Here is a 26,211-nt window from a genome sequence, read left to right on the forward strand (position 1 = left end):
ACTGAAAGGATGTTTTTTTCGCTAAAGCTTCTCTGACCCCCACAAGTAAAACTTGTGGTTGCATTTCTACATAAGAAACGCAAAAATGCCGAGCAATTCCAATGAATTGTTCGGCACTTTACATTAATACTTACCAGCTGACCGCCTTTTGTCACACTCTCTTTTATTACACTAACTTCTTTTGCTTGAAAATTATCTTCTAAATATCAGCTACTCGCCAACTACGGCAATTTCAACATCAGTTACTGCTAACATTTCTTGCAAATAATTACGATAGTCTGCGCCTAGTTCATTTAAATCGGCTTGTTCTGAGAAGGTATAGACGACTGTTAAGACTTCTGTTGTCTGCTCAGTAACCATGGTGCGTTGACTGTCACTAGTTGGATTGCCAAACAGCCCTGATTTATCAGCTAAAGTTGGTAAAAACTCAATATTCAAATCTGACTTGCCAATTCCAGCGTACGTCGACTTTTCTGGGGCGCGTTGCCAAGTAATTGGTCCTTGAATTTGTTGACAATCATAGGAGCCAATCGACCAACCGCTACTAATCGACATCAGATTATTCAGATCAACCACATTATTAATGCGATATAAACCCTGACCCTTTACTACTCGCCGTAACATGGCTTCGGCAGCATTACGATATTGTGATGGTGACTTGCCCAAGGCCTTATAAGCCGTACGAGTTGCTGCAATCTCAGTAAACTTAGCTATTTCTGGTAATGTAATTTTATCAGCTAAGCTAGTGATCTTATCGTCTAGCGCACTAGTTAATAAATCATTGGCTGCGGTAACTTTTGTATGATAGCGTAACGTTAATAGCCGCGCTGCTGGGCAAAGACGCTGTAGTTCCGGACTAATAGTAATCTCCATAATTGACTCATCCTCTCCTGCTAATCAACTCTATTATACCGAATTATTTCGTGAACGCAGCTAGTCGCAATTGCCTATAGAAAAGTCTACAATAAGTAAGTAAACTTTTCCTATTGGAGGCAACAAATAATGACTAAACGTATTAAAGGTTCTTGTACCACTTTCTTAGTTGGAAAAAAGGCATCCCTTGATGGCTCAACGATTATCGCCCGTAACGAAGATGGTTACGCGCCACTTAATCCAGAAAAATTTGTCGTCGTTAATCCTGCTGATCAACCGCGTCATTATCAAGCTGTGCTAAGTTCGGTTAATTTCGACTTACCTGATAATCCTTTACGCTATACCTCAACACCTGATGCTACTGATGATCATGGTATTTGGGCCGCAGCCGGAATCAACAGTGAAAATGTCGCAATGACGGCCACTGAAACAATTACTAGCAACTCCCGGATTTTAGGTGTTGATCCATTAGTTGACAATGGTGTTGGCGAAGAAGATTTCACAACGATTGTCTTACCTTACATCCATTCAGCTCGCGAAGGCGTTCAACGCTTAGGTGCTTTCCTTGAAAAATACGGCACTTATGAAATGAACGCAATGGCCTTCTCTGATAATAACGAAGTTTGGTATTTTGAATCAATTGGTGGTCATCATTGGGCTGCCATCCGGATTCCCGACGATGCTTATGTGGTTGCTCCCAATCGTTTAAACATCGACCAATTTGACTTCGATTCTGATGACACTTTATTTGCGGCCGACTTGCCAGAACTAATCGTCAAAAATCACTTAAATCCTGATCCGGACCAAGTTAATTTACGGCATATTTTTGGCAGCGCCACGATTAAAGATACGCGCTACAATAATGCCCGGGCTTGGTACGTTCAAAAGTATTTCAACCCTGAATTCGACACCGAACCTAATGACCAAGATTTGCCATTTATTTGCCGGACTAACCGGAAAATTAGTGTTGAGGATATTAAGTTCGTTTTAAGTTCACACTATCAAAATACGCCTTATGATCCTTATGGAACCGGTACTGAAGCAGAAAAGAAACAATACCGGCCAATTGGTATCAATCGAAATCAAGAACTGCATATTCTACAAATTCGGAATGATGTTCCGAGTGAAATTGCTGCAATTCACTGGCTGGCCTTTGGTCCCAACACCTTCAACTCAGTTGTGCCATTCTATGCCAACGTCTTTGATACACCCGAGAGTTACCGCGGTACCACTGGCGAATGTGATCCCACAAAGATGTATTGGTTAAGCAATGTCATGGCCTTAATTGGTGATAGCAACTTCGGTTTGTACGAAGATCAGGAAAACCTCTTCGAAGAACATAGCGTTGCTGCTTGCCGCAATTTACAACATGAAGCCGACGCTAAAGCCGCTAGTCAAGAAGACTTGCCAGGCTACTTAGCTAGCATCAATGAAAAGATGGCTAATCTGACTCAAGCTAATGCTAATAAGTTATTAGGACAAATGCTTAGTCTTGGTGAAGGGCAAATGAAATTGCAGTTCACTTTGAATGACTAAGGTCTTAATAGTGTCTAGAAGTGCTAAAACCTGGTGAGATGCTGAAACGGAATTGGTTTTGACTGCATTCCGGGCTGTGGGTTGTGGAACGCGGCCGACATCGATTAATGTCAATTACAGACCAAAGCTCAAGGTACTAAAACTAGTGAATCTGTCAAAATAGAATTGGTTTTGACTGCATTCCGGGCTGCGGGTTGTGGAACGCGGCCGGGATTGATTTGAGCTTATTGCTAACGCAATAAGCTCAAATCAATGGCCACGCCGTTCCACGCCCTCTAAATCGCCCAGAAACCACCTCCACAAATTGGGGAAGACTTGGCACCAGTCTAAGAACCGTCCCACAACCCGCCGGCCGCAACGGAGTTGTCTATTATTTTGCCCAAAACCAACTTTAGATTTAATCCACTGCTTGCGTCCGCAAAATCGTCCAGCAACCACCTCTCCAAATCGGAGAAGATTTGGCACTAGCTATCCACTATTCTGCCTAAAATCATTTAACCTGTGTACTACAAATCAAAGCTAGTGCTGAATTAGACAAGTTATTGCAACTATCAAACCTGTTTAGAAAATTGTTGGCACGAGACCGCCATCCATGCGTAAAGCTTCACCTGAAAAAGCACCATGGTCAGGACTAGCAACAAAAGCTGTGAAGCGACCAATTTCTTCAGGCCGAATGAGTCGTTGAATTTGTGAACGAGACCGGTGATTTTTCATAAAGTCTGCTTCCCACTGATCCTCTGGTAAATCAGTGTCGGCGTACATATCATGCAACATTTGGGCCACACCCTCAGTCAACGTTGAACCAGGCATAATCGTATTGACAGTCACATGAGTTGCGACTGTTAATTTCGATAAGCTTTTGGCCAATGATAGGTTCATCGACTTAGTCATGCTGTATTGGGGCATTTCTCCAGATGGCATCACTGCCTCTTCACTGGCAATAAAGATAATCCGGCCAAAATCGCGCTTAAGCATTTTAGGTAAATAAAACCGAGCTAATGCATTGCCCGCCAAAACATTGACCTCAAAGAACTTATTCCAAGTTGCATCATCAATGTCAAAATAAGCCATTGGTTGGAAAATTCCCATATTATTGACTAAAATATCTATATCAGATACTTCTGCAAATAATCGCGCTTGATCAGCTGGCTTTGACAAATTGCCAGCTAAAATAGCGGCAATCACCGAACAACAATATGAGCAAATGATTGATAACGTTCAGCGTATTAGTGGTTTGATTCGCAGCGGTTACTATTTGAAAAAGGCTTATTTAGACGTGATCGGCATGGTCAAAGATCACGCCTATCAACCACAATAAATTATTTAACTGATCTTAATATCTGCTAAAACCCCTGCAAAACTGGCCGGCTCGCACAGCTAACTAGTTTTTAAGGAGTTTTTTTAGTTGCGCGCCCAGTTTTTTTAAACATTTTTGACTTGCTTGTAGCCGGGCACTGGCTAGATAATAGTCACAGACTGGTCGGACTACACTAACTGGTTGATGGCGACAATTTTTCTCCGTTACAGCCAATATCATGGTTTATTTTACCAGCATTTGGCTAGTAAGCGACTAAAAAATCAATGAGGTCCTGATCATGACGATAACTCTTGAGATTCAAAATTTTAAATTAATTGGTGACCCCCAGCAAGCGGCTAAAAGGGCCGCCTATATGAAAAATCAATTTATTTTTCTGGGCGTGCCAGCGACGGAACGCAACCGGCAAAGTAAGACCCTATTGCAAGCGAGTCGTGAGTGGCAGCCGACTGATTTGAAAGCGGCTATTGTTGCCCTGTATCAGCGTCCGGCCCGCGAATATCAATACGTGACAATTCAGTTGGCCAACCAAAATATTAAGTGCTGCACTTGGGTCGATTTAGTTTGGCTAACCAAATTTGTTACCATCAAAAGTTGGTGGGATAGTGTGGATGCTTGGCGTAAAGTTTTCAGTGATTATTTAAAAATTCATCCCGAGCAGAAACGCGCTGTTTTTCAACTTTTCCAGCAGCAACCAAATTTCTGGATGCGTCGAATTGCGATTACCCTGCAGTTACCTGAGAAGAACACGGTTGACCCTACCCTACTAACCCAAGCGATTGAATTTGATTTAACGACTAACGAATTTTTTATTCAAAAAGCGATTGGCTGGGCGTTACGGCAGTACAGTAAAACCAATCCTGACTGGGTCAAGAATTTCATTAAAAGCCACCAGCTAAGTCAGCTAGCTCAGCGGGAAGGTCAGAAATATTTGAAGCAATCGCAGTCTCAGCAGTAAATCATTTCCTAAAGTCTGAAAGAAGTTGCCCTGATGAAAGTAAAATGGCGCTATTTAAGCATAGTTCTACTATTATTCGTTTTAGTTGTTGGTGTCGTTAGTAACCACCAGCAACAACCAGTGAACTATCATTCACACCAGACCATTCAAACTGGCGTATTGCGCGACACGACTTTTTCCTTGGTTGCCAGTGCGGAGAATTCAACGACCCACTACCAACAACAGTATGGTTACATCGAGGATATCGGCGATGGTCGCGGCTATACGGCCGGTATTATTGGCTTTACTAGTGCCACTGGTGATCTGCGCCAAGTAATTCAGCGTTATGCCAAGTTAAGACCACATAATAAATTAGTCGCATTTCTACCGGCCCTGAAAAAAGTCCAAGGTTCTGCCAGTCATCGAGGTCTAGGCAACAAATTTGTTCAAGCTTGGCGACAAGCTGCCCCTGATACCAAACTTATTCAAGCTCAAAATGACATTTTAAATCAACAATATTTAAAACCAGCCCTGCAAGCAGCTAAAGCCGACGATTTAGGACCCTTAGGTCAATATATTTACTATGATGCCCTAGTTGTCCATGGTCCAGGTGACGACCGCTCAAGTTTTGGGGGGATTCGCCAAAAAGCTTTACAACAAGCAAAATCGCCACGCCAAGGTGGCACCCAACGCCATTATTTACAAACTTTCCTAAGATGTCGCGCCAAAATTATGCGTCAAGAAACTGCTCATCAGGATTTATCACGGCTTAAAGTCCAAGAAGCTTTACTCAAACAGCACAATTACACACTACAACGGCCGCTCATTTGGACAATGTACGGCGACCATTATCATTTAAAAATAAGGTGATTTAAAATGACAACCTATTCGATTTATCAAGTTGATGCTTTTACAACCACACCTTTTCAAGGCAATCCAGCCGGTGTGGTCTTAGCCGCTGATGGCTTGACTACTGGCCAAATGCAGCAAATTGCTAGCGAATTAAACAATTCAGAAACAGCCTTTGTCTGCCGGGCCACTGAGCAACAAGCAGATCTGCGCTTACGCTTTTTCACCCCCACAACTGAAGTCGCCATGTGTGGGCATGCGACGATTGCGGCAATTTTTGTATTAACAATGCAACAACGATTAACCTCACAAACTTTACAGATCCAAACGCAACACGCCCTTTTACCAGTAACAATTTCACAACGAGCCGATCAGACGGTCATCACCTTACAACAAGGCTTGTTGCGGTTGCAAGCGCCACTTGCCCCAGCAGTTCAGACTGAAATATTAGCGGCCTTAGGCATTGAAGCCGCGCAACAATTACCTAACTGTCCATTAGCAATTGCCACTGCTGGTACTGTTGGCAAAGTGATGATCGCCGTAAACAGCCAAACTGTCTTGGCGCAACTACAACCAGATTTCAATCGGTTAGCGGCAATCAGCCAGCAACTCGGTTATGGCTATTATGTGTTCACCATGAATCCGGCCAAACATCCCTTGATTTTTGGTCGGATGTTTAATCCTGCTGCTGGCATTAATGAAGATCCCGTTACTGGTAACGCCAATGGTCCAGTTGCAGCTTATCTACTGCAACATCACCTAATTAACAACTCCGGTCAGCAACTCGAATTCACGGCAAGTCAAGGCATCCCCAATGGTCGCAGTGGTGAAATCAAAGTTTGTGTTCAATTAGCTCAGCGCCAGCCAACTACAGTAGCGATTAGCGGCCAAGCAGTCATCGTCTTCACGACCACTCTCACCTTATAACTAGCAAGTGCCATCATCTCAAATTGCCCGTTAAATTCACCCAGCCTTGCGCCAACTCACTGCTACTAATGCTGCTCTAACAATTAGTAGCTGTTGACATCACAATAATCTCCGGCTAATATCAGGGTAAAGGATTACCTAATTTAAGCCACAAAGGAAAAATACGAATGTTACTATTTATTTTATTAGTTATTTACGCACTTTTAACAGAAACAGTGATTGCTCTGCCTTCACTGAAGAAAAATCTAAAAATTAAACACCTGACTTATTACATTGCCGGCTATATTGCTTTTGGGCTCATTTTAATGATTTGGACCATTGTTCAACCACCGATGCACCAAGCCTACTTACCCTTCATCGTCATTTTCTTTACGATCGTTGGTTCCTTTGGTTTCTATCGCTATGAACGCTAATTCTCTCAAATTATTGGTACTCAGCTTAATTGGTTTGCTAACACTTATTTGAAAATTTAAAAACGAGAATGTGACAAAAGCCTATTCTCGAAAAAATAAAACGAACTTTACCAGTTGAAACGTGTTTTCAAAAGGCAGCCGGTTCCGCTTAACGCAAAAATATCGAACAATTCTAACGAATTGTTCGATATTTTACGTTAATGATCACCGACTGACCACCTTTTGTTACACTCTGAACTTTTGGTTGATCATTTAATGCTATTAACAACTAGTTATCAGGTTACTGGCATGATATGATAAAGATAGTTCACATAATCACATTGATGAGAGGACGTGCTGCTATGACTAAACGAAGCGGACATTTCATGCGGATTTTTATAACGATTATCTCATTTATATTGGGCTTGACAATTATTAGTTCCTGGCGTGCAGTCGGTCTAGCCACTTGGCAAAATTGGCAAATCATATTATTGACAGGTACTTTAATCATCAGTCTGCGTTACTACACCTGGAAGAAACCATCACGGCAGCGTTTATTAAACAAAAATCAAGTCCAATTAATCGGCAACATCGCAATCGGCCTAGTATTAACGATAATTGCGATGCTCTCAATAGTCATTCTGCTGGAACAGCTACAATTAATTAATCTAGCAATGGTTACTTCCCTAGCAATTGCTGATTCAATGCGCGCTCTCTGTGGTTGGTTCATTGTACTATTATATCTTTTTAGCGACAAATTAATGGACCAGTTAGCGCATAACTAATAACATTTAAAGTTGTTTTTACTTGTTGGTCGGTCCTATTCAGTCGAACTAGCTTGGTGCAAAAATATCTTAATTTTTGTCACGCTGAGGCCTAACTTTCGTAACGTGCTGATTAAACTTAACTTATCTAGTTTGATCAGCGCCATAATAAGGAGAACCATTAACGATCACTTTTTTAGAGCAAAATAATTTTTTTATCATAAAACAGTAAAGTTCAGCGCATAGTACTGGCTAATGACGCCAGTTTTCGAATCATTAATATTTTTTCAATTTCTTCCTTGACCTGTACGTTACGGGACAGTTTACACTAGATTTATCAGTTAAACAATCACCTGACAATATGGAGGTATTATAAATATGAAAGCAGTTGTTATTAATCAACCTGGAGATTCAAGCGTTTTAAGTATTGAAGAACGGCCAATGCCAGTGCCCGACAAAACTCATTCAGTCATGAAGATTCACGCTTTTGGCGTTCATCGGTATGAAGTTCTAACTCGGGCTGGTGGTTCACCAGATGTTAAATTTCCGCGAGTGATCGGCGTTGAAGCCGTCGGTGAAGTTTACGCGACGACGCCCGATTCTGGTTTAAAAGTTGGACAACGCGTGTTTACCATTAATGGTGGCTTTGGTCGCGAATTTGATGGCAGTGAACAAGAATACGCCTTGTTACCAAATGACCGCTTCTTTATCGCTGATTATCAAGGCGATTGGGTTAAATTTGCTCAGTATCCGGAAACTTTCTATACTGCCTTTGGCTCCCTAAAAACATTGAAATTAGTTGCTGGTCAAGAATTGTTAATTCGTGGCGGTACCACTTCCGTTGGTTTGGCAATGTTGCAATTAGCCAAAGCCATTGGCCTGAAGGTTACTGCAACTACGCGGAAGCCGGAACGGTTACAACAATTATTAGATTTCGGCGCTGATCAAGCCATCCTTGATACCAATAATGAACTCCAAACTGAACAAAAGTTTGATGGGATTATCGACATGGTGGGGACCGTTACTGTGAATAATTCTTTAGCTCATTTAGCTAAGGGCGCAACTTGCTGTATGATGGGCTTGCTAGCCGGCGAATGGGTCTTGAAAGAATTCTCGCCATTTGAATTAATCGATAAGTATTTGACTACGTTCGGTTCTGACGATGTGGACCAGGACCTCGTTGATGAAATGTTTGAATTAATCAATCAACATCACATTGAAATTCCAATTACTAAAGTTTTCCCGTTATCTGAAATTGCTGCAGCCCAAGACTTTGTAATGACTAACACTAACATGGGTGAAGTTATTGTTAGCAACGATCTTTAATCAGTTTAATAAAAATGACTACTGAAACGTGTTCTCAAAAGGCAACCGGTTCCGCTTAACGCCAAAATATCGATCAATTCTAACGAATTGGTCGATATTTTACGTTAATGCTCACCGGCTAACCGCCTTTTGTCACACTCTGTTTACGTCAATGTTCACCGGCTGACCGCCTTTTATCACACTCACTTAATATTTACTGCTAGCTGACAGCCCGCAACTGAGTGTTATAATAACCTTAATTAGGGGGAGACCAATGTCAATTTACGAACGTTTTGTTGCCAATATTAAGTTAAGACGATTAATTGTCTTATTGAGTTTAGTTTTAGTCCTGTGGTTATCGCGAAGTGCGATGAATATCATTTTATTGACATTTATCTTTTCGTTTTTAGTGACCCGCGCCATTAACTTTTTTCGCCGCTTTGGTCACGTTAAGGCTTGGCTGATTGTCGCCCCGATTTATATTTTAATCGTGATTGGCCTGTTATACGTCATCATCCATTACGTGCCTAGTATTGCCAAGCAATCTGTTCATCTCTACGACCTAGTTCTGAAATTTTATAACAGTGATGAGTTTAAAAACAGCGCCACAATTCAATGGGTGTTGAATTTGGTTGATGAAACGAATTTAAAAACACAGCTGCAATCCGGAATCACAACAATTCTGGAATATGCGGGCAGCATCACCGCCATGGGCGTAACCGTCCTACTATCCTTGATTCTTAGTTTCTTCTTCACCGTAGGTATTGATGAATTAAAGGACTTTGGCCAAACGTTCTTGGTTTCACCATTCGGTTGGTTCTTCGCTGATTTGAAATTTTTCGCCGATAAATTCATTAATACTTTCGGCGTCGTCATCGAGGCACAAATCTTTATTGCAATTGTCAACACTGTGATTACAACAATCACCTTGATTTTCTTAAAAATGCCTAGCATTCCCGGATTAGCAGCCATGGTCTTTCTGTTGTCAATGATTCCCGTGGCTGGCGCGATTATTTCCGTTATTCCATTGTCAATTGTGGCTTATACAGTCGACGGTTTTCGCGGTATTGCCACAATTGTGGTGATGATTATTTTGATTCACGCCCTGGAAGCCTATGTTTTAAATCCGAAATTCATGAGCAGCCGCACTAAACTTCCCGTCTTTTTCACTTTTGTTGTTTTACTAGTCGGCGAGCGCTTATTTGGCACTTGGGGCCTGATCATTGGTATTCCTGTATTTACCTTCTTACTAGATATTATCGGGGTTAAAAAAATTGAAGCCCCCACGCCAGCAACTACTAGCGGTACCGCAAATCCGTCAGATACGACTTCTGATCCGTCAAAATAATTCATAATCGAGTTTAAAACCGCCCAGTCTGTAATTGACCTTAGTCAAACTGCAGTCTGGACGGTTTTTACATTGTAAAATTAAATGAGGCTTTCTAACAGTGAGGGACCACCAAGTTAAGGATGGAGAAACAGAATTGGTTCACTTCATTTATTGTTAGTGCTTAAGGCAATTATAGTGGGGCAACTCAACTCAGCTAAACTATTGTTATACTTGAATAGCAAATTTTGAAGCCCGATTGACAATTTTCTGACAGTGGTGCTGCGTTAAACTACTTAATCTAGGGAGCACCTTACCTCAATTTCTATCCAATAATTTGCTGGAAAGAATCAATCAAATATAGCCTCTCAGCTTTAAGTCTGATGACAAGTTCAGTCCTTAAGCCGTTCATTTAGCCGGTTAATTTCTATAACATACTATTAGTAAACCAAGTGGAGGTAACAAAAGTTATGAAGAAAATTATTTCAGGGTTAATCACGTTAATTTTGGCAGCAGTTGTGATCGGTTTTGGTTACAAATATTATCATGACACTTATCAAGGGCAAGATGCTTATGCAATCGTGACTGAAAGTCCTAAAAAAACAGCAACTAAAGACGACAGTGGCAAAGTTCAGGCAGGCTTGTACTCCTATACTTATCATTTCGACTGGGTCTTAGCCGACGGCACCCATCGCCAAATGTCTTATGATCTGAGTGGTGAGAATCCGCAACCAGTAGCAGTTGGTAAGTACGTTAAGGCGAAGGTTAGCCAGAAACGAATTACTGCCGGTCCTAGTTATGTCGATCTCAATTTAATTCCCAGTAAAGCCCAACAAGCACTAAAATAATTTTAAAAAAAGTTACTCATTAGCGCGTATAATAGCTAACAAGTAACTTTTTTGATTGGCGTGAACCGTCACAAAATAATCAACTGAAATTCACACCTGAATGGCAACAAAAAATGCTGGCCCTTGAAATTGAACTAGGCAATCACCCTGCAGCTAAGGATGTGGCTTTCTTTCAGCACATCATCACAGCGCCTCAAACAAACCCTCAGTAAACACTGCAAAAGCCCCACAATCTTAAAACAAAATTTTTTAACTGCTAAATTTTAAGTCCGATCCTTTTAATTTAGGCAAATCTTCAGGTGCAACGAAAAGCGTCACCGCGCCCGTTGCCAAATCCACCTTGGCCTTCACGGGAATATCAGGCGGAAAGATCTTCGTTGGCTCCGGGACAATTAAAAGCCCCTTAGTAAAATTGCAGCGGGTATTAAAAATCTTTTCCATAACAGCATCAACTTTCTTAGATTGACCTACTCAGTGACTAGGTTAGCTCTAATATAGTTGATTCTGCTAATAACAAAAGGACTGGACCTCACTCTTTTTCATTATTTTCAATGAAAGTTTGGTTTTTGAGAAAATTGGTGAGTCAAATCTAAAACACATCGGCAGGTTTGGAAACAGAACTTGTCTGACGCTATTGCGTCTGGATCTGGGGTGTTTCATTTCACTATTGTTGATGTTTGAGACTGTGATAGTGGGAGTCATTCTACGTGAGTCAATGGGGACCACTCTCGAAATGATAAAGCAAATCAGATTTACACGGATTTTTTTTAAAGTCGTATGGTGACATCTCACTTTTTAAAAATTGGTCTTTTAAAGTTAAACAAGTTATCTTGACTGGTTGTTTAATGAGTCAAGTTTTACTACAGACTAGCCTGATATGGTTCAATTCTGCAAGCCTTGCCTTAACCTCAAGCAACGCTTAGGTGGCCTATTTTAGCTCCAGACGGAATGGAGGGATCGGGTTGTCAATGGTGAAATTATTCTTAGCAATTTATTGCTTAGAATAAGGCTTGCATTTAAGATTGTTGCGTAGCAATAAGCTCAAATCAACGCCCACCATGTTCCACAACCCGCAGCCCGCAATGGCGTCAAAATAAATTCTGTTTCAAAACTTTAGCTTTGCCAATGTCAGCATCAAGCATCTTGCCGGGTTGCAGCAATGTCCACTTCGCGAATGTTAACTTCTTGCGGCATGTCATACATAAACTTCACTGTCCGCGCAACTTGCTTTGGATCAAGTGTTAAGCCACCCATACTGTCTTTCCAAGCCTGATAATCAGTTAAAGCTGATTTGCTAGTCACGTGGGTCAGGAGTTCTGTTTCAGCTGCACCTGGCGCCACCATCATGATCCGCACATTTTTCGACGCGTTTTCTTCGCGAATGGTTTCAGACAAGCCATGGACACCAAACTTTGAGGCGACATAGGCGGCATGATTGACGAACGTTTTCTTACCAGCAAGTGATGACATATTTAAAATAGTCCCATGTTCGCGCTGGCGCATCCCATTTAAAACGATTTGGGTGCCATTGAGCACACCCATCACATTCGTATTCAACATGGTCTGCCATTCTGTGGGACTTTGATTCTGAACATTTCCCAGCAGCATCAAGCCCGCATTATTAACCAACAAATCAGTCGGGCCATATTTTGCCTCGGCCTTTCTGACAGCACTTTCGAATTGGGTGTAGTCAGTCACATCAACACTGGCCACCATCACCTCAGAAAAATTAGCAGCCAGTTGTTGCAGTTTTTCGAGCCGCCGACCTAATAGCAAGAGTGGATAACCATCCGCCGCGAAAATCTTGGCAATTTCTGCCCCGAAACCAGAACTAGCACCTGTAATAACGACAAGTTGTTTCATTTATTGTTACCTCCAAAAAATTGAGCTTATTTTCAATAAGTGCTAGTATAAACGCTGATAAATAGCGCTACAAGTACGCACTTTTAGGTAACTACGATTTAAGAAAGGATTTCCTGATGTCAGAAACTAGTACTCAACCCCGCTATCTCAACGAATTTGATGCCACGATGCAACTCATTCAAGGCAAGTGGAAAATTATGATTTTATACGAACTGGCCGAAGTTAAGATTTGTCGGTTTGCCGATTTACAACACCATATTAAAAGTGTCTCCCACAAAACGTTAACCAACCAATTGCAAGAGTTAGCCACTGCCGGGCTGATTACCCGTCATGATTTCCAAACGGCCCAACCCCACGTTGAATACCAATTAACCGCTAAGGGCCAATCACTGATTCCCTTATTAGACGCGATTTGCGACTGGGGTTTAGCCCACGTTGACCATGATTTACTCCAACGCCAACTGTGTGATGAGTAATTTGCGTTCGAAAATTATCCTTGCACCAAAAAATTTCGACGCGTATCATTATCTATTGATAAAAAATATGTTTGCAGTGGTAGCATGCTATGATGCCACTCCTCATAACTTATTTAATCGTGTTCGGAGTGACAGTCTGCTATGCCTAACTTAATAATTCACTCGATCTGGTTGCACCAGCTCAAGCAAATAACTGAAGTTACGCTACGCAGCCTCCCGTCACTCCTCACAACTTATTTTAATCGTGTTCGGAGTGGTAATTGGCTATGCCTAACTTGATAATTCACTCGGTCGATTATATCGCCCAAGCAAATTATCGAAGTTACGCTACGCCAAAAGTACACCACTCCTCACAACTATTCTGTTTAGGCAAACCAACTAATTGGCGAGAGACCTCACAGAGACGGAGGTTTTCTCATGGATGAATTATTTGAAAAAGCACCAATTCCTAAAGTTTATATGCAACTAGCCTTGCCAGTGGTGCTCGGCATGGTGGCGGCCATGGTTTACAACTTGGCCGATACTTTTTTTGTGGCGCAAACTGGTAATGCTGATTTAGTCGCTGGGATTGCTTTAGGTAGTCCTTTATTTACGTTCATGTTGGCGATTGGCGATATTTTTGGCCTTGGTGGTAGCGCCGTGATTTCCCGCGTGTTAGGCAAACATGATTACGCCGAAAGTGGTCGGATCAGTAGCTTTTGTTTTTATATCGCCATTGCACTGAGTATCATCTTGACGATTTTGCTACTGATTTTTGAAGCACCAATCCTGCATTTATTGGGCGCCACGAAAGCAACTCAACCCTACTTAGCTGATTTTTATCGTGTTTTAGTTTTAGGGGCAACTTTTATTATTGTTTCTTTAGTGCCTGGTAATATTATTCGGACAGAAGGTTTGGCGAAATTTTCGATGATTGCGACCCTTAGTGGCACAATTTTGACAATTATTCTTGATCCGATCTTTCTGTTCGTTTGCCACTGGGGTGCTAGTGGTGTTGCTTTTGCTAATGTTTTAGGTTACATAGTGAATACTGGCCTACTGATAATTTTCATGCGTAAGGCCAAAACGCTTTCTTTAGCACCAAAAGCTGCTCATGTGTCAGCACCAACCTTCCGAGCAATTATTGGCGTCGGTATTCCCGCCTCACTAACTAATTTGGCCCAAACTTTCGGGATGATGGTACTAAATAGTTATTTAGCTGCTTACGGTGCCCAAGCCGTCGCGGCCATGGGTATCATTCAGAAGATTTATTCAATTGTAATGATGGTCATGATCGGTTTTGCTTTTGGTGCTCAACCTTTAATTGGTTATAATTTCGGTGCCAAAAATTGGCCCCGCCTGAAAGCTATTTTACGTTATGATATGAAAATCGAGGCTGGCTATGCTTTTATTTGCGCCTTAATTCTTATCATTTTCGCACCCCAATTGATTAAATTATTCATGGCGCAAAAAGCTATTGTATCAATGGGAACGCTAATGTTGCGGGCAATGCTGTTCACCACACCACTGGTCGGCCTGATTCTGGTGTTCACCACCGTTTTTCAGTCAGTGGGCGCGTCGATGAGCGCTTTAGTCATGGCGCTGTCCCGACAGGCTGTGATTTTCGCGATTGCCATTGTTGTTTTAGCCCAATTATTCGGCATGAACGGGATTATCTGGGCTCAGGCGGTTGCTGACGGCCTAACCTTTATCATTGGCTGGGGGCTTTATCGTAAAGTGCGGCAACAAGAAGTATAATTTTTAAAACTCCCAGTAAGCTTAAGCATCATTGATTAAATCATTCGAAAAAAACCAGTTCGACTGGCGCTCATTAATACTCAGAGTGCTGGTCAAACTGGCTTTTTTTATTTCATTTAAGTTGGTGGTGGGCAACTCGTTCAAGCAGAATCATTTGCTAAGTTAATGAGTACCCAGCAGACATAACTTAGCATTATTCACCTACAGGATAACTAAATTAATGAAGGCCATAGTATTCATCAGACTATGGGCAATTACCGAGGATAAAATATTAGGCGTTTTCCAGTTAACAAAGCTAAAAATCAGGCCCATACAAAAATAAATAACTAGGTCGACCCAGCACATAGATCCATGCAAAAGCGCAAACAACACTGTAGAAACTAAAATCCCCCAAAATTTATTGTGGAAGTAGCCAATATTAACCGTATATCTGAAAATCAATTCTTCCCATAACGGCCCGGTTAAACAAACTATTGGTGCAATAATCAGTGGATTAAGACTTAATACTTGGCTGGTTCCACCTTTAAGTCCGGTAAGGAAAGATATCGCCACCTGAACTAGCACCGCTAATCCCGCGCCAACAATTCCCAAAACGACGGCGCGCAAATTTACTTGTAAGACCCTCATTTTTAAAACAGTCACGAAGGAATAGATGACATAAATTATCACTAGACTAAAATCTAGCGTTAAGATGATGCGATTACTAGTCGCATTGCAAATCATTAAAAACAAAGTAGGTAAGACAATGCCTATTCCAATCTGGAATGCTAACGATTTAGTATTGTGCTGATGTAAATCCATTTATTTAACCTCTGATGTAATAATGGTTTAACCACAAACTCAAACTAATTAATTTGCTCAACTTTCTTAGATTAGCGAAGGCTGCTTTCAAGCAATCAAATTCAAAATAGTCACTACAGTATTGTAAAGGCAATGCGTCATGATACTGGTCGTTAAGTCCGCAAAGTGATGGTCCATATAAATCAAGCCCAAAGAAAAAATAAACATCGGAATTTGTTGCAGACTAGTACCATGTAATAACGCAAAAATAAGTGACGTTAGAATCATGGCAATTTTGAAACCAAATAGTTTCTCAAAATAAGTTTGGACTATCCCACGAAAACTTATTTCCTCGCAAATAGGTGATATCAAACTAACCTGAATGATCATCGGAACTTTTAAAGGACCTTTTAATAGCTTTACTGTCTGGTCATGATCCGCATCATTAATTAAGTTGGAACCTCTGAAGATATTTTGAAATATTAGCGCAATTGTTAACGAGAACAAACACCATAATACGGCAACTATCAACTTCTTCTTGAAATGAGTAACGGCAACGATTGGGTGATTACTCAGCTTACGAAACCATAAACTTAAGAGCAGAATTGAGGTAATGCTAGTGCCAATCAGTATCAACCAATTATCAAACAGTTTTGTATTGGAGCTTCCAGTTAGTACAGGTAATTGAGCCAGCACAATCAGCGGTAGTATTGAGATTAAACCGTATATTAAGTAAATAATCTTTGTGCGATATTTTTCCAACATAGCTTGTTTTAAGTAACGACGATTCTTTAGTGACATCAACATTCCTTTAACTGAAATGCTAGAAGTTTGCACCGTCATTACTAATGGCCTTCTTGTATGTGAATTATTTTCATTCAGCTTTATCATACCATAGTTTACTAACTGGAAACACACCGTTCGTGAAATGACTCTCAATAATTAAATAAGCACGTCATTCTTCCCTATTCAATCAGACCCATCAGTTCCCTAAAAAATTGCTTTAGACTTACTATTCACCCAATGTTGTTCCCCTAATGATTCATAATCTGAACTTACAACGTTTGATTATTACTATCATCAATTTAAACAGTCGCTAATTAGGTTTTACATTATTTTTACATAAGCTATATTGCGTGCTGGTGGAATTAAGCGCAGAATAGAAGAAGTGTTGAATTTTTTTGGAGCGTGTAAGCATGTCCGTAATCAAAACCATTACTAAAGATCGTGTCTTGCAAATCACCACGATCCTAATGGTCATCAGCTTGTTCTTCGCCAGACCGCACTTAGCCGATATCAGTTTTTCAACTCTCTGGTCCATTCTCGGCATGATGACTGTGATCCAAATTTTTCAGTACCTACATATTCTTGATTTTTGCGCTTATCGCCTGACAAGTCGCGCCAATGACACCCGCCAATTAACCTGGATGTTTCTGGCGCTAGCCGTCGTTGCTGGCATGTTCCTGACCAACGACGTCACCGTGCTCACCTTGATTCCCCTTTATTTGAGCATCGCGACGAAGTACGACCTACCTGAAGTTTTACCCGTCACCCTAATCGGGATGGCCGCTAATTTCGGCAGTGCTTTTACCCCCTTCGGCAACACCCACAACATTTTCATGATGAATCATTACGCCGTCCCCACCAGCACCTTCTTCTCCTGGTCGATTCCCTTATTGATCGCCAGCTTAGCGTTGTTATTTCTCCTAAGTCTCCTCGTTAAAAAAGTCCCAGTACCCACGGTCCCTGTTTTGGACATCCATATTATGCCGCGCCCCACAATTATCACTTGTCTCGTTGCTGGTCTAATATTTGCTGGCGTTCTAAACATGATACCGGCCTGGGTTGGTGCGGTTACCGCGATGATGTTAGCTTTCGGCTTGGAACCAAAAATTGTCGGTAATGTCGATTACGCCATTGTGCTAACTTTTACCGTTTTTTTCATTATTATTAGTGCCATTCGTCAAGTCCCCCAAGTTTCTAGCTTGATTTCTAGCTTCATGGGTAGTGAGCACTCCGTTTATTTAACCAGTCTGGTTTCTAGTCAACTGATTTCCAACGTACCGACGACGGTTCTGATCGGCAAGTTCACAACTTACGCAGCGGCTCTGTTTCTTGGCTCCAATATTGGCGGCCTTGGCACCATGGTCGGCTCAATGTGCAACCTCCTTGTCTACAAGGAATATACCAATTGGAGTAGCAAATCCGGCAAACATTTCATCCCCGGATTTTTCGGTTTTAATGTTGCCGGCTTAGCGATTCTTGGCGTGGTTGGCATGTTGATTTTAGATTTTGTATATTAGCATTAAGGAGAGTTCAGAAATGAACTCTTTTTTTAGTGCCTGGCAAAAAAATCTGGTGTGGGTGTTGAAACAGAACAGGTTCTGACCGCATTGCGGCTTGCTGGTTATAGAACGCAGCCGGCGCTGATCTAAGCCAATTACATGTAAAAGCTCAAAATCATTAAAATCTAGTGAAGGCGTTAAAACGGAATTGGTTCTGACTCCATTACGGGCTTCCTGGTTGTGGAACGCGGCCGACACTGATTGAAGCCTTTGTTGCACAAAGTCTCCAATACAGGTCCTCTCGTAAGTGCTAAAGCACCAACGAGAATTTGGCGGCTGACAACCACGCCCTCCATTCTGTCTGGAGTTGAGGTGGTGCACTTCACTGCTGTTAGTGGTTCAGGCAATTATTGTGGAACTAATCGACTCAACTAGATTAGTGGTAAATCCTGAACAGTAAGGCCAAAATAGTTTTACTGAAAGTCGCCACTTATGAAACATGCTGATTCCTTGAACTCCAGAAAGCTTGTCAATCAAACTATTAGTTCATCCTGGTGGTGGCTGGGCGATTGGCGTCAATGGTGAAATTATTCTTAGCAATTTATTGCTTAGAATAAGGCTTGTATTTGAGATTGTTGCTGAAAGCAATAAGCTCAAATCAACGCCCACCATGTTCCACGCCCTCTAAATCGCCCAGCCACCACCAATTCCTATTTGGGGAAATCTTGGCACTATTTTTTATTGACACAAAGTAGCGGTATAATTGCCATATAGTTTTTTTGGAGGTATGACAATGACACCTGATAATTTTTTCGAGCAAGCGAAAGTGACCTTAAATTTGCCCGCCAACACCCCACTGCAAAGTGCTTATCAATTCGGCGTTGATGCTGATACGTTGGCCGATTTGGTTTTAACTGGTACCAAAACTGCCACGACTAGTGCTTATGACTTGTACGAACCCGACGAAGCTTTACCACAAGTTGGTTCGTATGACATTATTTTAAATAGTAAAAATGAACCAATTTGTGTGACTTTCACGGATAGTGTTGAAATCAAGCCATTTCGTGAAGTCGGCGCTGATCACGCTTATCATGAAGGCGAAGGGGACCGTAGTTACGACTACTGGCGCCAAGTACATTTGGAATTTTTCATTCAGGAATACGCCGACGAAGCTGGCAAAGTATTCGATCCTGATACTGCCACCATGGTGCTAGAACGATTCCATGTGGTTTATCCAGTGAAAGACTCCGACAGTGAAGATAAGCAAACAGACTAGCATCTGACGCCATTCTGGGCTACTTGTCGTGGAATGCTGCCGGCATTGATTGAAGCCAATTACAAACCAAAGTGCAAAAGCACTAAAACCCGGTGAAGTTTTGAAACAGAATTAGTTCTGACTGCATTCCGGGCTGCGGGTTGTGGAACGCGGCGGCCGTCGATTTGAGCTTTTCTGCGAAAATCTCAAATTCGAGGCTTATTGTAAGTCGCGCGTTTTATAATCAAGTTAGCCAAATACTTTTAGCTAATTGATAAAATAAAAAACACCCAGACAAATCTCTGTTATCATTGATGTTCCTACACAAACAATGAAAGAGGTTATTGTCTTGATGCAAGAACAGAATACCACAGTCAGAAAAAAAGGTCAGCACCTAACTTCGTTTGAACGAGGCAGAATTGCTACGCTGCACAGCCAAGGCTATTCCAATCGTGCAATTGCCAGAGCGCTTAATGTTTGTCATCAAACAATCAATAATGAATTGTGCCGCGGCGAGATCGACCAAGTAAAAAAAGTGAATGGTCAACGCCAATATTACGCTGTATACTCACCAGAAACAGCACAAGCTAAGTACGAAGCTAATCGAGCCCACTGTCATCGACCTTTGAAACTCGTCGGTGTCGCTGATTTTATCGACTATTTTACGACTTATTTGCGTCAAGATGGTTGGTCGCCTGATGCAGCAGTAGGACGGGCCAAACTTGAAGGCTTATATCAACCTGAGGAGATGGTCTCGACCAAGACGCTATACCACTATATTGATGCCCAGTTACTTGAAGTCCGTAATCTTGATCTACTCGAAAAAATGCGCCACCGTGCTAAACATCATCACTCGATCAAGCACAAGCGTCTGGCCGGACGGAGTATTGATGAACGGCCTAAAAGTATCGACCAGCGCCAAGAGTTCGGCCATTTCGAATTGGACACCGTGGTGGGCAAGCGCAACGGTCAAGAGAGTGTGATCTTAACGCTGATCGAGCGTCAATCCCGCTGCCAAATTCTACGTTTGATCGATGGTCGTGATGCCGATTCAGTCAACTATGAGCTGGCCAAGATCTGTCAAGAATACGGATCAATCATGAAGTCAGTTACTGCCGATAATGGCGCTGAGTTCTCGGAAGTTGGCGCTGTACTTACCGGTGTCGCTGACCTTTATTATGCCCATCCATATCGTTCCTCTGAGCGTGGGACTAACGAAGCGCATAATCGAATGATCCGCCGCGATGTACCCAAGGGTCTATCCATGGATATTTTGGGTCCTCATGATATCCAAGCAGTTGAGTCAAAGCTAAACAATTTACCGCGCCGGCAAACTGGCTATCAAACACCCAAAGAGCTTTTCTCCGCTGCTTCCGCCGGTTAAGTTAAGTCCATAAAATATGAATATTAATGAAAATACTGATTTAATAGGATTTATCGTGTGGCTAATTTGTTCTTGCAATTTGGGGCTTATTGTAAGTGCTAAAGCACTAACAATAATTTCGCGGCTGACAACCCGGTCCCTCCATTCCGTCTGGAGTTGAGTTAGTAACCTTTACCCTTGTTAGTGGTTAAGACAGTTGTAGTAGGATTAAACAACTTAATTCACTCAGCAGCAATAATTGAATAGTTAGACCAAAATAGCCTGTGCGGCATCTTTCGGTTTTATCCCGAAAGATTGTCACACAGGCTTTGTAGTTCACTGCAATCTGATTTTCTTACAGTGGTGCTTAATTCTGTTAGTTTCATCTGGGTGGTTGCTAGGCGATTGGCGTCAGGTGTGAAATTATTCTTAACGGTTTACCGTTTAGAATAAGGCTTGTATTTAAGATTTTTCGTAGAAAAAGCTTAAATCAACGACAACGCAATTTTAGTCGCTTCCCTAAGATTCGACCACTGCTTCATCGCGAATGACGGCCATAAATTGTTCACCGTATTTTTGTAATTTATTTTGGCCGACACCTTTGACTGCTAAGAATTCACTGTCAGTTGCTGGTCGTTGGGCTGACATTTCGTGCAAGGCTTTGTCAGAGAAAATGACAAATGGTGGCACAGCTTGTTCGGTCGCCAAAGCCATTCGTAGAGCACGTAATTTCTCAAATAAATCATCATTTTCTGGCAAGGAACGTTGGGCTTTGACTGCTTGTTTCCGCGCGACTTTTGTATTGCCCCGCAGCACATCGGCACCAGTTTGTGTTAATTGTAAAACTGGATATTGTCCAGCAGTCGCTTTCAGAAAACCAGCCGCCGTTAAATAATCAATCAAGCCACTGACATTTTTCTGCGAACTCCCCCGCATTAAGCCATAGGTCGACAACTCCTGTAAGTTCAACTGCCGAATGCGCTGCGTGTTAGCGCCGGTCAACACTTGGGCCCCAATTGATTTACCAAAATTACTATGCAGCCGCACCACACAAGACAGCACCTTCTGCGCTTCGACCGTAATATCTTGCAGCTCGCGTTGATCCAAGCAATTACTACAACGACCACAATCCTCATCACTTAAATCACCGAAATAGCGCAAAATAAACCGTTGCAAACACATCGGCGTATTGGCATATTGCGTCATTTCTTGAAGTTTCTGATACTCGGTCTTTTTGTAAGCCTCATCCATTTCCGATTGGTCAATGAAGAAATGTTGAATCTGAATATCTTGCGGCCGAAAAAGTAAAATTGCATCACTGAGTAGTCCATCACGGCCAGCCCGCCCTGCCTCTTGATAATAAGCTTCCAAACTGCCAGGAATTTGGGCATGGATGACAAAGCGGACGTTACTTTTATCAATGCCCATCCCAAAAGCATTGGTCGCCACCATGACCTGAATCCGATCATATAGGAAATCCTCTTGGGCATCCCGCCGTGCTTGATCAGACAGGCCACCATGGTAACAATCAACGCTAATCTTGTGTTTTTTCAGAAAATTAGTCAGTCGTTCAACTTCCTTGCGCGTGCTAGCATAAATTATCCCCGATTGACCAGGATTCAATTTCAAATAATCTAATAGAAATTGATCCTTATCTTGATCACGAATCACTTGAAAAGCTAAATTATCCCGCGCAAAACCAGTCTTCACCTCATGATCAGGTGCAATTCGCAGACGCTGACAAATATCAGCTGCTACTTGCGTAGTGGCCGTTGCCGTCAATGCAATAATTGGTGGTTGACTCGGCAAATCTTCCAAAGCCGCGGCCAAATTCAAATAACTAGGCCGGAAATCATGGCCCCACTGCGAAATACAATGCGCCTCATCCACTGCCACCAAACTAATTTGCAATTGCCCTAAGTCTTGGCGAAAAGCCGGCGTATCTAACCGTTCTGGTGCCAAATACAACAGCTTAACTTCAGCGTTTGCTGCCATACGTAACCGCTCGCGAATCGTTGGATAATCTAAGGTGCTATTAATAAACGTTGCCGAAATACCATTTTCATGCAAAGCATCAACTTGATCTTTCATTAAAGAAATCAGCGGCGAAACAACCACCGTTACCCCAGGCAATAATAATGCCGGAATTTGATAACAAAGTGACTTTCCCCCGCCAGTAGGCATAACGGCCAGCGTATTTTCTCCAGCCATAATTTGATCAATAACCGTCGCTTGTCCTTGGCGAAAAGTTTCAAATCCAAATTTATCCTCAAGAATTTTCTGTGCTGCTAGGTTAACCATACTAACCAACTTTCCACTTTTTAAATCTTTGACTAACCAATCTATGTATTATTAAGTCATTACTAATTACGTAAATAGGCCAATTAATTTTGGCCAACTTATTTATTATAACATGTCCGCCAACTGAACAGATTTTCAGGAAAGACGTTTTTAGTCTTCAATCAGATGTTAGTTTGAAGCGGAATAGCGGACAACTCCGTTGCGGCCGGCGGGTTGTGGAACGCGGCCGGGATTGATTTGAGCTTATTGCTTTGCAACAATCTCAAATACAACCCTTATCCTAAGCGCTAAAGCGCCAAGGATAATTTGGCTGCTACTCGCAAGCTCGGGCGCAAATTAAAACCATTGGCTGACAACCCGGCGGCCTCCACTGCGTTTTGAGCTAGTTTGGTCCACTTTAGATTTAATCGATCTTAAGGCAATTCTGGTAAATAAAGTTAGCTGCAAATTACTCAATGCCTGGTAGACTAAACCAACAGAATGGAGCACCACTGTAAGAAAATCAGATTGCAGTGAACTACAAAACCTGTGTGACAATCTTTCGAGATAAAATCGAAAGATGCCGCACAGGCTATTTTTGTCTAACTATTCAATTATTATTGCTGAGTAAATTAAGTTGATCAATTCTACTAGAACTGCCTTAACCACTAACAAGAGTGAGGCGCACTAACCTAACTCCAGACGGAATGGAGGGATCTTGTCGTCAGCCAATGGTTTTAATTTGCGCCCGAGCTTGCGAGTAGCAGCCAAATTTGTCTTGCCGCTTTAGCGGTTAGACAAAGGCTTGTATTGGAGACAATTTGATTTGTAATTGGCTTCAATCAATGCCGGCAGCGTTCCACGACAAGCAGCCCGGAATGCAGTCAGAACCAATTCCGTTTCAACAACCTCACTTTTTTAGTACTTTGAACATTAGTGTTAAATAAACTCAGCGCGGCGCGTAATTCTAGCGCGATTCAGCAACATCGAGCTAGTCACAACTGATAACGAACTAAAAGCCATTGCTAATCCAGCTAACTCTGGACTAAGCATTAATCCTAAACCGAAGAATACACCGGCCGCAATTGGAATACCCAGGACATTGTAAATGAAGGCCCAGAAAAGGTTGAGTTTAATGCGTTGGAACGTTTTTTTGCTTAAAGCTAGTGCCAAATCAACATCCCGTAAATCATTTTTAACTAAAACAATCCCACCAGCATCAATGGCTATGTCAGTTCCTGAACCCATCGCAATGCCCACGTCAGCTGTGGTCAAGGCTGGTGCGTCGTTAATCCCGTCACCGACAAAAGCCACTTTACCAGTCTGCTGAAATTGTTTGACTTGATCTGCTTTATCGCCTGGTAAAACATCGGCAATAACTTGATCAATTCCTACTTGGTCGGCAACAGCTTGTGCTACGCGCTGATTATCACCAGTCAGCATGACGGTTTTCAGGCCGCGCGCTTTCAAGCTGGTGATAGCCGCTTGAGAAGTAGCTTTAGGAACATCTTGAATCGCAATCAGGCCAATAATTTCTTGATCGAGTCCCACTAGGACCACGGTTTTGGCTTGGTCCTGCAGTACTTGAATTTTGTCAGTCAATTCTGGAGTAACGTGAACAGTCGTTAATAATTTCTGATTGCCAACAAAAGCCGTTTTGCCAGCCAATAAGCCGGCAACACCTTTACCTTCAATGGCGCGGAAATCAGTCACTGCTTGCGGCACAACTTGTAAATCTTCAGCCTTTTTCAAAATAGCTGTTGCTAAAGGATGCTCTGAGGCCCCTTCAAGACTAGCCGCAACCTGCAATACTTTAGTCTGGTCACCAACTACCTCTGTCACTTGTGGTTGGCCAGCAGTAATCGTCCCGGTTTTGTCAAAAATAACTGTTTTAACATCATTGACGGCTTCCAAAACTTCACCGTTCTTAATTAAGATACCCAACTTGGCGCCACGACCAGTTCCGACCATTAAAGCCGTTGGTGTTGCTAAGCCTAATGCGCAAGGACAAGCAATGACCACGACAGAAACTGCAAAAATCAACGCATTAGCCAAGGTGGCGCCTAACATCACATACCAGACGAGAAAAGTGACAATTGCTAATATTAAAACAACTGGTACGAAAATATCAGATACTTTATCTGTTAATTTTTGAATTGGCGCATGGCTATTTTGCGCCTTTTTAACTAGTTCCACGATTTGTGAAAGCATCGTTTGGTCGCCAATTTTAGTTGCCTTAAATAGAAAAGTACCAGTGCCATTCATCGTTGCCCCAATCACTTGATCAGCAACTGTTTTAGTGACTGGCATGCTTTCACCAGTAATCATCGATTCATCCACATTGGAATCACCTTCAGTGATCACGCCGTCAACTGGAATTTTTTGTCCTGGCTTGACCCGAATAATATCGTTGAGTTGCACTTCGGCCAGAGGAATTTGCTGAAACTCACCATGACGCAGGACCTCTGCTGTCTTTGCCTGTAAGTCAACTAATTTTGCGACCGCATCTGAAGCATTACGCCGCATCCGCTCTTCAAAAACTTGTCCCAACAGAACAAAGGTGATGACAAAAGCCGCACTTTCAAAAAATACCGGCTGTTGTGTCAGCATCGCATAAATACTGTAAAAGTAAGCCGTTGCCATCCCAATCGCGACTAAGGTATCCATATTAGCATGATGCTTCGTAAATGACGCCCAAGCACTTTGTAGAAAAGGCCAAGCAGCAACAGCCATAATTAATGTCGTTAAAACTAATTGCGTCACTGCGCCACCTGGTAAATGCCAGCCAAACGGCATTAATACCATTGCAACTAACATCGGCAGCGACAGCACTAAAGCTACCCAAAAACGTTTCTGAATACTCATTAACGAATCACCACTTTCCCATGGAACATGTCCATGCCACAAGCCCACTGATATTCACCGGCTTTACTAGTATCTATCCGAATCGTTTGTTGCTGATTTCGTGGCAATTCTTGATTGATCCCAAAATCCGAAAAAACCACATGATCTAAACAGCTAGTGAAGTGCCTCATAATTGTTAGACAAAGAGTCTAATGATTGTGAGGTATTTTTTTGACTAAATATAGTTCTACTTTA

At 42.1% G+C, this 26,211-nt stretch carries 22 protein-coding genes and 2 pseudogenes; 15 read left to right on the forward strand and 9 right to left on the reverse strand.

Annotated features, from left to right (window positions below):
* Window positions 1–210 precede the first annotated feature (210 nt).
* Window positions 211–873 (reverse strand): B3/B4 domain-containing protein, encoded by a 663-nt coding sequence (locus EKM81_RS08480; protein ID WP_125650739.1) that lies wholly within the window; start codon window positions 871–873, stop codon window positions 211–213.
* Window positions 874–1,002: 129 nt separating this feature from the next.
* On the opposite strand from EKM81_RS08480, the gene EKM81_RS08485 reads away from it, so the two are divergent.
* The gene (locus tag EKM81_RS08485; protein WP_125650741.1) at window positions 1,003–2,409 is read left to right on the forward strand and encodes a C69 family dipeptidase; all 1,407 of its coding nucleotides are present in this window, start codon (window positions 1,003–1,005) and stop codon (window positions 2,407–2,409) included.
* Window positions 2,410–2,970: 561 nt separating this feature from the next.
* Here EKM81_RS08485 and EKM81_RS08490 read toward each other — a convergent pair.
* Window positions 2,971–3,519 (reverse strand): annotated as a pseudogene (locus EKM81_RS08490) (SDR family NAD(P)-dependent oxidoreductase); the annotation flags it as partial.
* A 49-nt stretch (window positions 3,520–3,568) separates the two neighbouring features.
* On the opposite strand from EKM81_RS08490, the gene EKM81_RS11365 reads away from it, so the two are divergent.
* The 9 genes from EKM81_RS11365 (at window position 3,569) to EKM81_RS08530 (ending at window position 11,073) form a co-directional block, all read left to right on the forward strand.
* Entirely contained in the window at window positions 3,569–3,727 is a 159-nt protein-coding gene (locus EKM81_RS11365; RefSeq protein WP_225420228.1) for a hypothetical protein, read from the forward strand.
* A gap of 277 nt (window positions 3,728–4,004) precedes the next feature.
* Window positions 4,005–4,682: a DNA alkylation repair protein gene (locus EKM81_RS08495; protein ID WP_125650743.1), complete on the forward strand. Its 678-nt coding sequence runs from the start codon at window positions 4,005–4,007 to the stop codon at window positions 4,680–4,682.
* A 33-nt stretch (window positions 4,683–4,715) separates the two neighbouring features.
* Window positions 4,716–5,531: a chitosanase gene (locus EKM81_RS08500; protein WP_125650745.1), complete on the forward strand. Its 816-nt coding sequence runs from the start codon at window positions 4,716–4,718 to the stop codon at window positions 5,529–5,531.
* Between the two features lie 6 nt (window positions 5,532–5,537).
* Entirely contained in the window at window positions 5,538–6,437 is a 900-nt protein-coding gene (locus EKM81_RS08505; RefSeq protein WP_125650747.1) for a PhzF family phenazine biosynthesis isomerase, read from the forward strand.
* 167 nt (window positions 6,438–6,604) lie between these two features.
* A complete protein-coding gene (locus EKM81_RS08510; RefSeq protein ID WP_125650749.1) occupies window positions 6,605–6,850 on the forward strand; it encodes a hypothetical protein in 246 nt (81 codons plus the stop codon).
* Between the two features lie 341 nt (window positions 6,851–7,191).
* On the forward strand, window positions 7,192–7,614 hold the full coding sequence (locus EKM81_RS08515; protein ID WP_125650751.1) for a hypothetical protein: 423 nt from the start codon (window positions 7,192–7,194) through the stop codon (window positions 7,612–7,614).
* A gap of 357 nt (window positions 7,615–7,971) precedes the next feature.
* Complete coding sequence (locus EKM81_RS08520) at window positions 7,972–8,919, forward strand: zinc-binding dehydrogenase (RefSeq protein ID WP_125650752.1); 948 nt, start codon at window positions 7,972–7,974, stop codon at window positions 8,917–8,919.
* A gap of 253 nt (window positions 8,920–9,172) precedes the next feature.
* Window positions 9,173–10,246 carry an AI-2E family transporter gene (locus EKM81_RS08525; RefSeq protein ID WP_125650754.1) on the forward strand — a complete coding sequence of 358 codons (1,074 nt, stop codon included), beginning with the start codon at window positions 9,173–9,175 and terminating at the stop codon, window positions 10,244–10,246.
* Between the two features lie 449 nt (window positions 10,247–10,695).
* Window positions 10,696–11,073 (forward strand): YxeA family protein, encoded by a 378-nt coding sequence (locus tag EKM81_RS08530; RefSeq protein ID WP_125650756.1) that lies wholly within the window; start codon window positions 10,696–10,698, stop codon window positions 11,071–11,073.
* A gap of 249 nt (window positions 11,074–11,322) precedes the next feature.
* On the opposite strand, the gene EKM81_RS08535 is transcribed toward EKM81_RS08530, so the two are convergent.
* Together EKM81_RS08535 and EKM81_RS08540 are read right to left on the reverse strand one after the other, a co-directional pair.
* Window positions 11,323–11,514, reverse strand: coding sequence for a hypothetical protein (locus tag EKM81_RS08535; RefSeq protein WP_125650758.1), 192 nt, complete (start codon window positions 11,512–11,514; stop codon window positions 11,323–11,325).
* A 693-nt stretch (window positions 11,515–12,207) separates the two neighbouring features.
* A complete protein-coding gene (locus tag EKM81_RS08540) occupies window positions 12,208–12,936 on the reverse strand; it encodes an SDR family oxidoreductase (RefSeq protein ID WP_125650761.1) in 729 nt (242 codons plus the stop codon).
* Window positions 12,937–13,052: 116 nt separating this feature from the next.
* On the opposite strand from EKM81_RS08540, the gene EKM81_RS08545 reads away from it, so the two are divergent.
* Entirely contained in the window at window positions 13,053–13,412 is a 360-nt protein-coding gene (locus EKM81_RS08545; protein ID WP_125650763.1) for a winged helix-turn-helix transcriptional regulator, read from the forward strand.
* Window positions 13,413–13,829: 417 nt separating this feature from the next.
* Window positions 13,830–15,149 (forward strand): MATE family efflux transporter, encoded by a 1,320-nt coding sequence (locus EKM81_RS08550; RefSeq protein ID WP_125650765.1) that lies wholly within the window; start codon window positions 13,830–13,832, stop codon window positions 15,147–15,149.
* A gap of 201 nt (window positions 15,150–15,350) precedes the next feature.
* Here EKM81_RS08550 and EKM81_RS08555 read toward each other — a convergent pair whose 3' ends face one another.
* Together EKM81_RS08555 and EKM81_RS08560 are read right to left on the reverse strand one after the other, a co-directional pair.
* Entirely contained in the window at window positions 15,351–15,950 is a 600-nt protein-coding gene (locus EKM81_RS08555; protein ID WP_125650767.1) for a CPBP family intramembrane glutamic endopeptidase, read from the reverse strand.
* 87 nt (window positions 15,951–16,037) lie between these two features.
* The gene (locus EKM81_RS08560) at window positions 16,038–16,772 is read right to left on the reverse strand and encodes a CPBP family intramembrane glutamic endopeptidase (protein ID WP_164509268.1); all 735 of its coding nucleotides are present in this window, start codon (window positions 16,770–16,772) and stop codon (window positions 16,038–16,040) included.
* Between the two features lie 353 nt (window positions 16,773–17,125).
* On the opposite strand from EKM81_RS08560, the gene EKM81_RS08565 reads away from it, so the two are divergent.
* The 3 genes from EKM81_RS08565 to EKM81_RS08575 all read left to right on the forward strand — a co-directional run bounded on the left by EKM81_RS08565 (window position 17,126) and on the right by EKM81_RS08575 (window position 20,853).
* The gene (locus tag EKM81_RS08565; protein ID WP_125650771.1) at window positions 17,126–18,232 is read left to right on the forward strand and encodes an SLC13 family permease; all 1,107 of its coding nucleotides are present in this window, start codon (window positions 17,126–17,128) and stop codon (window positions 18,230–18,232) included.
* A 775-nt stretch (window positions 18,233–19,007) separates the two neighbouring features.
* Window positions 19,008–19,490: an ASCH domain-containing protein gene (locus tag EKM81_RS08570; RefSeq protein ID WP_125650773.1), complete on the forward strand. Its 483-nt coding sequence runs from the start codon at window positions 19,008–19,010 to the stop codon at window positions 19,488–19,490.
* A gap of 331 nt (window positions 19,491–19,821) precedes the next feature.
* The gene (locus EKM81_RS08575) at window positions 19,822–20,853 is read left to right on the forward strand and encodes an IS30 family transposase (protein ID WP_164509269.1); all 1,032 of its coding nucleotides are present in this window, start codon (window positions 19,822–19,824) and stop codon (window positions 20,851–20,853) included.
* Window positions 20,854–21,351: 498 nt separating this feature from the next.
* Here EKM81_RS08575 and recQ read toward each other — a convergent pair whose 3' ends face one another.
* The 3 genes and pseudogenes from recQ to EKM81_RS08590 all read right to left on the reverse strand — a co-directional run.
* On the reverse strand, window positions 21,352–23,133 hold the full coding sequence (gene recQ / locus EKM81_RS08580; RefSeq protein ID WP_125650777.1) for a DNA helicase RecQ: 1,782 nt from the start codon (window positions 23,131–23,133) through the stop codon (window positions 21,352–21,354).
* A gap of 918 nt (window positions 23,134–24,051) precedes the next feature.
* On the reverse strand, window positions 24,052–25,977 hold the full coding sequence (locus tag EKM81_RS08585) for a copper-translocating P-type ATPase (RefSeq protein ID WP_125650779.1): 1,926 nt from the start codon (window positions 25,975–25,977) through the stop codon (window positions 24,052–24,054).
* Window positions 25,977–26,135: pseudogene (locus EKM81_RS08590) on the reverse strand (cupredoxin domain-containing protein); the annotation flags it as partial. The pseudogene EKM81_RS08590 and the gene EKM81_RS08585, both read right to left, overlap by 1 nt.
* Window positions 26,136–26,211: the final 76 nt, after the last annotated feature.

Source organism: Lapidilactobacillus gannanensis (genome assembly GCF_003946675.1).
Classification (GTDB): Bacteria; Bacillota; Bacilli; order Lactobacillales; family Lactobacillaceae; genus Lapidilactobacillus; species Lapidilactobacillus gannanensis.

What these genes read in the sequence shown, in the direction of transcription:
- EKM81_RS08485 (WP_125650741.1), top strand. Translation starts at nt 1,003, where the DNA reads ATGACTAAACGTATTAAAGGTTCTTGTACCACTTTCTTAGTTGGAAAA.
- recQ (WP_125650777.1), bottom strand. Translation starts at nt 23,133, where the DNA reads ATGGTTAACCTAGCAGCACAGAAAATTCTTGAGGATAAATTTGGATTT.
- EKM81_RS08500 (WP_125650745.1), top strand. Translation starts at nt 4,716, where the DNA reads ATGAAAGTAAAATGGCGCTATTTAAGCATAGTTCTACTATTATTCGTT.
- EKM81_RS08520 (WP_125650752.1), top strand. Translation starts at nt 7,972, where the DNA reads ATGAAAGCAGTTGTTATTAATCAACCTGGAGATTCAAGCGTTTTAAGT.
- EKM81_RS08515 (WP_125650751.1), top strand. Translation starts at nt 7,192, where the DNA reads ATGACTAAACGAAGCGGACATTTCATGCGGATTTTTATAACGATTATC.
- EKM81_RS08560 (WP_164509268.1), bottom strand. Translation starts at nt 16,772, where the DNA reads ATGACGGTGCAAACTTCTAGCATTTCAGTTAAAGGAATGTTGATGTCA.
- EKM81_RS08565 (WP_125650771.1), top strand. Translation starts at nt 17,126, where the DNA reads ATGTCCGTAATCAAAACCATTACTAAAGATCGTGTCTTGCAAATCACC.
- EKM81_RS08540 (WP_125650761.1), bottom strand. Translation starts at nt 12,936, where the DNA reads ATGAAACAACTTGTCGTTATTACAGGTGCTAGTTCTGGTTTCGGGGCA.
- EKM81_RS08505 (WP_125650747.1), top strand. Translation starts at nt 5,538, where the DNA reads ATGACAACCTATTCGATTTATCAAGTTGATGCTTTTACAACCACACCT.
- EKM81_RS08585 (WP_125650779.1), bottom strand. Translation starts at nt 25,977, where the DNA reads ATGAGTATTCAGAAACGTTTTTGGGTAGCTTTAGTGCTGTCGCTGCCG.
- EKM81_RS08480 (WP_125650739.1), bottom strand. Translation starts at nt 873, where the DNA reads ATGGAGATTACTATTAGTCCGGAACTACAGCGTCTTTGCCCAGCAGCG.
- EKM81_RS08550 (WP_125650765.1), top strand. Translation starts at nt 13,830, where the DNA reads ATGGATGAATTATTTGAAAAAGCACCAATTCCTAAAGTTTATATGCAA.
- EKM81_RS08555 (WP_125650767.1), bottom strand. Translation starts at nt 15,950, where the DNA reads ATGGATTTACATCAGCACAATACTAAATCGTTAGCATTCCAGATTGGA.
- EKM81_RS08570 (WP_125650773.1), top strand. Translation starts at nt 19,008, where the DNA reads ATGACACCTGATAATTTTTTCGAGCAAGCGAAAGTGACCTTAAATTTG.
- EKM81_RS08510 (WP_125650749.1), top strand. Translation starts at nt 6,605, where the DNA reads ATGTTACTATTTATTTTATTAGTTATTTACGCACTTTTAACAGAAACA.
- EKM81_RS08495 (WP_125650743.1), top strand. Translation starts at nt 4,005, where the DNA reads ATGACGATAACTCTTGAGATTCAAAATTTTAAATTAATTGGTGACCCC.
- EKM81_RS08575 (WP_164509269.1), top strand. Translation starts at nt 19,822, where the DNA reads ATGCAAGAACAGAATACCACAGTCAGAAAAAAAGGTCAGCACCTAACT.
- EKM81_RS08545 (WP_125650763.1), top strand. Translation starts at nt 13,053, where the DNA reads ATGTCAGAAACTAGTACTCAACCCCGCTATCTCAACGAATTTGATGCC.
- EKM81_RS08530 (WP_125650756.1), top strand. Translation starts at nt 10,696, where the DNA reads ATGAAGAAAATTATTTCAGGGTTAATCACGTTAATTTTGGCAGCAGTT.
- EKM81_RS08525 (WP_125650754.1), top strand. Translation starts at nt 9,173, where the DNA reads ATGTCAATTTACGAACGTTTTGTTGCCAATATTAAGTTAAGACGATTA.
- EKM81_RS08535 (WP_125650758.1), bottom strand. Translation starts at nt 11,514, where the DNA reads ATGGAAAAGATTTTTAATACCCGCTGCAATTTTACTAAGGGGCTTTTA.